Here is a 7,086-nt window from a genome sequence, read left to right as displayed (position 1 = left end):
ATATTCTTGTGGAATGGGCATCTTGCCCGTTCCCAAAAAATTCAATATTCTTGTGGAATGGGCATCTTGCCCGTTCCCAAAAAATTCAATATTCTTGTGGAATGGGCATCTTGCCCGTTCCTATAGAAAATATTAGGTACAATAAAAAATGCAAACTCCTACAATTCAACAGCCAAAAACAGAACTTCCACCGTTAATCGAGCGGGAAATTTTGTTTGGAAATCCCGAAAAAACTAGCCCCAAACTTTCACCCGACGGCAAGTATATCGCCTACATTGCACCCGATGAACACAACGTCTTGCAAGTGCAATTGCGTACCGTCGGTCAAGCAGACGATCGCCAACTGACAGCAGATAAAAAACGAGGCATTCGCATCTTTTACTGGACTTACAGCGGCGAAGAGTTAATTTACCTCCAAGATGCAGACGGTGATGAAAACTGGCATTTATATTTAGTCAATATCCAGTCAAATCTGGTTCGCGACTTGACACCATTTCAAGGCGTTCAAGCTCAGACGATCGCCTTTGATCGCAAATTCCCCAATGAAATATTAGTGGGAATGAACATCCGCGATCGTAGCAAACACGACGTTTACCGCATCAACCTCAAAAATGGTGCAGTTGAATTTGACACCGAAAACCCAGGTAACATCGTCCGTTGGATTGCTGACGCCCAATTCCAAGTGCGGGCGGCCACAGCCAGAACTGCCGACGGCGGATCAGAATTGGTGTTTCGGGAAACTGCGGACAAGTCTTGGGAAAGCCTGCGAAGCTGGGGGCCCGACGAGGAAGGCGGTGCCCTCATGTTCTCAGAAAACGGCAAAATTCTTTACATCATGGGCAATCATGATGCTAACGCCGAACGTTTGATCGCATTAGACTTAGAAACCAAACAAGAAACTGAGCTCGCCTCTGACCCAGAATACGATGTCGGCAACCTTGTGGGACACCCCACCAAGCGAGAGATTCAGGCGGTTTCCTTCTACAAGGACAAGCAAGAGTGGCAGATTTTAGACCAAAGCATAGCAGAGGATTTTGAGGAGCTCCGCAAATTCCGCCCCGGCGAATTCTCCATCACCAGTCGCAACCTCGCCGATACCACTTGGCTAGTCGCTTACATGACAGACGACGGCCCAGTTTACTATTATGTGTTCGATCGCCCCTCCAAAACCTTCACCTTCCTGTTCAGCAACCAACCCAAACTCGAAGGGCTACCGCTATCATCAATGGAACCCATTTCTTACACCGCAAGAGATGGTTTAACCATTCACGGCTACCTGACAAAACCGGTTGGTGTCTCAACACCCGTACCGACAGTCTTGCTTGTTCACGGTGGCCCCTGGGGGCGCGATACTTGGGGTTACAATCCACAAGCCCAATGGCTGGCAAACCGAGGTTACGCCGTTTTGCAAATCAATTTTCGCGGTTCCGCCGGCTACGGCAAAGCCTTTCTCAATGCCGGCAATCGCGAATGGGCCGCTAAGATGCACGACGACTTGCTAGATGGGGTTAATTGGCTGGTAGAAACAGGAATTTCCCAACCAGATAAAATTGCGATTATGGGCGGTTCTTACGGTGGTTATGCTGCCTTAGTGGGATTGACTTTTAGTCCCGATGTTTTTGCCTGCGCCGTCGATATTGTCGGGCCAAGCAATTTGATTACACTGCTGCAAAGTATTCCCCCTTACTGGGAACCTCTCAAAGCAAATATGTATCACCGCGTCGGCAATTTGGAAACAGAACCAGAGTTTCTGAAATCGATCTCGCCTTTATTTTTTGTCGATCGCATCCAGAAACCTTTACTCATCGCCCAAGGTGCCAACGACCCGCGAGTTAAATTAGCAGAAAGCGAGCAAATTGTCAATGCCATGAAGCAAGCCGGCAAACCTGTAGAATACGTGCTTTATACAGACGAAGGACACGGATTTGCGCGGCCAGAAAATCGCCTGCACTTTTATGCGATCGCCGAAGAATTCCTAGCCAAATATTTAGGAGGCAGATTTGAACCTGCAGGCAACCTTGCCAATCATTCTGGCTTGGTGAATCCGCAAACAACTAATTAGAAGGAAGAAGGAAAAAGGAAGAAGAAAGAAGGAATTATTCAAATCTCTTTTCTCTTCTCTTCTCTTCTCTTCTTTTCCTCTGTGTTCTCTGTGTCCTCTGTGGTTAAATCATTCCGATGCAACCGGATGTGCGATAAGTCCTCTTTCCTCTTCCCTTTTTCTTCTCAAATGACCAAAATTATTTTTCTAGATGCCGCAGGTACACTATTTGATGTTCGCGGTAGCGTCGGCGAGGTATACGGACAAATAGCCCAGAGGTTTGGAGTAACAGTTAAGAGTGAAGAGTTAAATGCAGCATTTTTCCAAAGCTTCGCCTCAGCAAGCCCGATGGCATTTCCAGGGAGAGAAGCGGCAAAAATTCCCGAATTAGAATTTGAGTGGTGGCAAACAGTTTCCGCAAAAGCATTCCAAATAGCAGGCATTTTCCAGCAATTTTCTGACTTTCCCAAATTCTTTGTCGAACTCTACGCTCATTTTGCCACCGCCGAACCTTGGTTCGTCTATCCCGACGTATTGCCAGCATTAAATAAGTGGCAGCAACAAGGAATTGAATTAGCAGTAGTATCGAATTTCGATTCGCGACTTTATGCAGTATTAAAAGCACTAAACTTAGCTGAATATTTCACATCAGTGACAATTTCCACCGAAGTTGGTGCAGCAAAACCCCAGTCTCAAATTTTTACCGCAGCTTTGCAAAAGCACAATTGCATTGCGGAAAACGTTTTGCATATCGGCGATAGTTTTAAGGCTGATTATTGCGGTGCTAAAGCTGCTGGTTTAAATGCGGTTTGGTTGAATCGCCACCAGGAAAAAATAGATTCAGCAAAGTTTAATTTAACAGATTTTCAAAAAATAGAAGAGTTTCCTAGTCTGGATTTTATATAAGTCAGTCCGGGACGCACTCCGGCAAAGAAACCGGGTTTTTTACCCGATCTGCGGGTGGCAAGGCGTCTTTTCGTAAAAAAACCCGGTTTCCCATGAGTCCCGATGCGTCCAGGACTATAAATATGAATTTTATGAGGTTAAGGTTATGATTTATATGAATTGACTTATAAAGCTGTTTATTGAATAATATGAGTAATTTAACCGCAGAGAGCGCAGAGGGCGGTGAGTTCGAGAAGAGAGAGGCGAACGCTATATTTAACTTTCTAGTGGGAAAGAACATTACAGATACTAATCGTGAACTTTATGGAACCTCGACTCACTCAAACTCAGTTAGCACAGGTAGTCGCTGAAATCGACAAGTTATCGCAGCAGCGCGAGTTAGAATTGGCCCCGGATCAGGTAAGAGAAATTTTACGGGAGTTGAATCTGCCTGATGAGCTTTTAGAAGATGCGATCGCCCAAATGCGCCGCCGCGAAGTCCTAGAAAAACAGCAGCGACGCAACCGCTGGATCGCGATCGCCTCGACAGCCGTTGTCATTTCTGCGATCGGTATAGGCGTGCTGTTCGGGCAAAATCAGCAACAAAAAACTGCTCAAGTTGTGGGAGGAGAAGACAGGATTGCGCTATCGAAAAAAGGTGGTGACAGCCTTACTCAAGTCAACCGTCAAATCAACCCCCGCATCTACTACCAGGTGACGTTGAAAAATGCTCCGATCGGTCGTGAGTTGTCTCTGCAATGCGATTGGATTAATCCCAGCGGTGACATTGTTCATCAGGGCAGGTATCAAACTCGCACGATCGATACTGCAGTTTGGAATACGCACTGCTTTTACGATCTCGGATCTGCTGCCGCCCCAGGCAAATGGGAAGTTCGGATGTCCCTGGATGGGCGCGCGATCAGCAGTGAACCTTTCACGGTGAAATAGATGGGTGCGATCGACAAACCTTCACATTTTATCGGCTATTGGGGACTGGACGATTGCACAAAAACGCTCAGCCGTTTAGCCCCAGACTACTTCATCCGGCAGGGCAAATTATCAGAATGGGCGATCGCCTCTGCATCTGTACTCACGGCTGACACAGTGACGCTGAATGCTTGCGGGCGATTTGGGCCAACCGATTTTCCGGGAGATGCTTGGGTGGCGGTAGAAGCGAAACAGCTACGGCTGGGGCGCGATCCGTTTGGGCGAGTGCCGTTGTACTGGATGCAGTTGGGAGAAACGATTTGGTTTGCGACGCAAATGCAATTGCTGCTACCGCTGATTGCTTCCCCTCAAATTAGCCCGATCGCGCTACACAGTTATGCTTGTTTTTCCTACGTGCCCGCGCCGTTAACGCCGATCGAGCAAATTGCATCCGTAGCAGCCGGAAGCGAGATGATTTGGGAAATCGCCGATGTTAACGATCGGCCGAAAGTACGCGCGGCGAAGCTATCCTGTAGGGAATCGCTGCAATCGGCTTGGCAAGAAGCGCCCCAATTACTGCGCCGTGAGGATGAGGCGATCGCACAATTGCAAGGGCTGTTGCAACAGGCGATCGATCGACAAGTGGCCGATTTGCCGATCGACGAACCCGTGGGCGTTTTACTCTCCGGCGGCATCGATTCTTCCCTGGTGACGGCGCTGCTAGTGAAAGCAGGCTTGCACGTGCGCGCCTATGCCCTCGATTTTGGTGTCGAAGCCTATTCCGAACTGCCCTACGCCCAACAGGTGGCGGACTTTTTCCAGATTCCGCTGATCCGAGTGGCGGCAACGGGCGATGCTGTGTTGCGGGCGATCGGGCCAACCGCCAAAGCCCTCGATTTACCCTATGGAGATGGCACGACGGCTGCACTGTTTTTGCTCAAACAGGCGGCGGCGCAAGACGTGCGAGTTGTATTCAATGGCGAGAATGGCGATCAGCTATTTGCTGGATGGACAAACAAGCCTTTGATTGCCCACGGAGTTTACACAGCAGAGCATCCCGCCGGAGGAGAAACTTTTGAACAGCAGTATTTGCGGACGTTTCAGCGATTTTATGGTTATGAAAAACAGATTTTTTCGCCAGAAATGCTCGATCGCATCCAGTCTCACGATTTGAGCGTTTACCTGCAAGACGCGATCGATCCCGAAACCTGTCCTTCCCTGCTAGCGAGGCTGCGGCGGGCTTCGCTGATGCTCAAAGGTGCCCAAAATATTCAGCCGAGGGCAACGGCATTGGGGTTTGCTTGCGGTTTGTGGGTGCGATCGCCCTTCTGCGACCCCGACCTCACAGCATGGACGTTTCAACTGCCAGGAGAGCTGCTACTGCAAGGTGCGTGCGAAAAATACATCCTCAAAAAAGCCTCCGAACGCTGGCTGCCGCCGGAAATTGTCTGGCGGGAAAAGCGCGGCATGGGTGTGCCGTTGAAGGTTTGGTATTACCGGGAGTTTTGGGCTGCGATCGGCGATCGGCTGAATCCGAATCTGTTGCGATCGCAAAATTGCTGGCAGCCCCATTTGGCTGACTCAATGTTATCGGGACAACTCGGAGTTGCTATGCGCGATCGCTATATTGGCAATAATCTCTGGCTGCTGCTGATGTGGCAGGCATGGCGAACCGAGGTTTTAGGCGAAATTCCGGGCAAGCGATCGCTCGATCATGTGTTTTGGTTGCCACCGGCGATCGGACAACGCATTTGGAAATATCGCAGGAGGCTAGAATGAACTCATCTCAAATCCGCGCTGCATCGGCATTCTTCATATCTCTCTTGTTTTCATCTGCGTAAATCCGTGTCTATCCCTTGTCATCTGCGGTTAATAAATTCTCTTTTTTTAACCGCAGATGAGGGCAGATTAACACAGATTAACGCAGATTAAGGAGATTGATTCCGGTTACACAATTCGTGATTATTAATTCTTGAATCGATTTTATCATTCTTATACTAACGGATTTAATATGACTGAATCTTTGCTACAAAATGAAACCAAAATACATTCGCCGCCGTTCTCGGAAGCATTAGCCAAGCGACTTTTGTCAACTTATGGTTCGCCCTTATATGTGTATCAGGCCGAGATCCTCAGTCAGACTCTTGAGCATATTACGCGATCGATCGACTATCCCCACGTTCAGTTTCATTTTGCCGCCGTCACCAACGGCAATATTGCTCTGTTGCAATTGATTCAGCAAGCTGGTTGGGGGCTACACGCGAATACACCAGGGGATGTTTTTTTGGGACTGAAAGCGGGTTTTACGAGCGATCGCATTGTCTACACCGGCAGTAACCTCAACAGGGCGGATATTCAGCAATTGATTGAATGGAAAATCGATCAATTCAATTTCGATAGTCTGTCGCAACTCCAGGATTTTTGCGAATATTCGCGCAGTCAACCGCGATCGATCCGTGCCGAAATCGGACTGCGCCTCAACTCACCGGAATTGACGGGAGACAGTCGGATTGGAGTGCGTCCCGCCGAATTCGAGAAAGCCAACGAAATCGCCCAGCAGCAGGGGTTGAGGATTACTGGATTGCATTTTTATCGGGGGACAGGAACGAACGCCACGAGTGCTTTTACGCAGGCGATCGATCGGCTAATTGCGATCGCCCAACTGTTGCCCGATTGGCGAACCCTCGATTTTGGCGGTGGTTTTGGCTATCCCTATCGAGGCGGTGCAGTGTTTGACTGGCGGGAGTTTGGTGCGGCGATTACTGAACGATTGAGTGCGCTATCTCGCCCGATCGAGTTGGTGATTGAACCGGGACGATCGGCGATCGCAGGTTGTGGCGTTTTGCTTGCGAAAGTTGTGTCGGTGAAGTGGTTGGGCGCGCGGCAAATTGTCGGGGTGGATACGACTGTATCAAATCTATCGGTGCCGGCAGTACACGGGGGCTATCGCGCGATCGCAACTTGGGAAACCGACGATGTATCGCGACATGAAACAGATATTTGCGGCAACACAACTTATTCGCGGGATTATTTGGGGCGCAACTGTTGGCTACCGAAACTCAAAATTGGAGATGCGATCGCGATTTTGGATAGCGGGGCTTACGGCTATGCGATGTCGTCACATTTTCTGCACCGCCCCCGCCCTGCTGAGGTGTTGATTGATGCTAAGGGCGATCGATTAATTCGACAGCGAGAAGACTATTCTATCTTGTTAAACGGGCAAATATTTTAAT

5 protein-coding genes are annotated in these 7,086 nt (G+C 49.0%); all 5 read left to right on the top strand.

Going from position 1 to position 7,086, the window contains the following annotated elements; translation table 11 throughout:
- The first annotated feature begins 148 nt into the window (after positions 1-148).
- The 5 genes from QUB06_RS25075 to QUB06_RS25055 all read left to right on the top strand — a co-directional run bounded on the left by QUB06_RS25075 (position 149) and on the right by QUB06_RS25055 (position 7,085).
- The gene (locus tag QUB06_RS25075; RefSeq protein ID WP_333437590.1) at positions 149-2,062 is read left to right on the top strand and encodes a S9 family peptidase; all 1,914 of its coding nucleotides are present in this window, start codon (positions 149-151) and stop codon (positions 2,060-2,062) included.
- Between the two features lie 168 nt (positions 2,063-2,230).
- Positions 2,231-2,947 carry an HAD-IA family hydrolase gene (locus tag QUB06_RS25070; RefSeq protein ID WP_333437589.1) on the top strand — a complete coding sequence of 239 codons (717 nt, stop codon included), beginning with the start codon at positions 2,231-2,233 and terminating at the stop codon, positions 2,945-2,947.
- 303 nt (positions 2,948-3,250) lie between these two features.
- Entirely contained in the window at positions 3,251-3,874 is a 624-nt protein-coding gene (locus tag QUB06_RS25065; RefSeq protein WP_333437588.1) for a DUF3859 domain-containing protein, read from the top strand.
- Complete coding sequence (locus QUB06_RS25060) at positions 3,875-5,632, top strand: asparagine synthetase B family protein (RefSeq protein ID WP_333437587.1); 1,758 nt, start codon at positions 3,875-3,877, stop codon at positions 5,630-5,632.
- A 232-nt stretch (positions 5,633-5,864) separates the two neighbouring features.
- Positions 5,865-7,085, top strand: coding sequence for an alanine racemase (locus QUB06_RS25055; protein ID WP_333437586.1), 1,221 nt, complete (start codon positions 5,865-5,867; stop codon positions 7,083-7,085).
- The last annotated feature ends 1 nt before the right edge of the window (position 7,086 follow it).

It is taken from the genome of Microcoleus sp. D2_18a_D3 (assembly GCF_036702455.1).
Taxonomy (GTDB): domain Bacteria; phylum Cyanobacteriota; class Cyanobacteriia; order Cyanobacteriales; family Microcoleaceae; genus Microcoleus.
The sequence above is the reverse complement of the archived record's forward strand: the minus strand, read 5'-3'. Positions and strand labels throughout refer to the sequence as shown.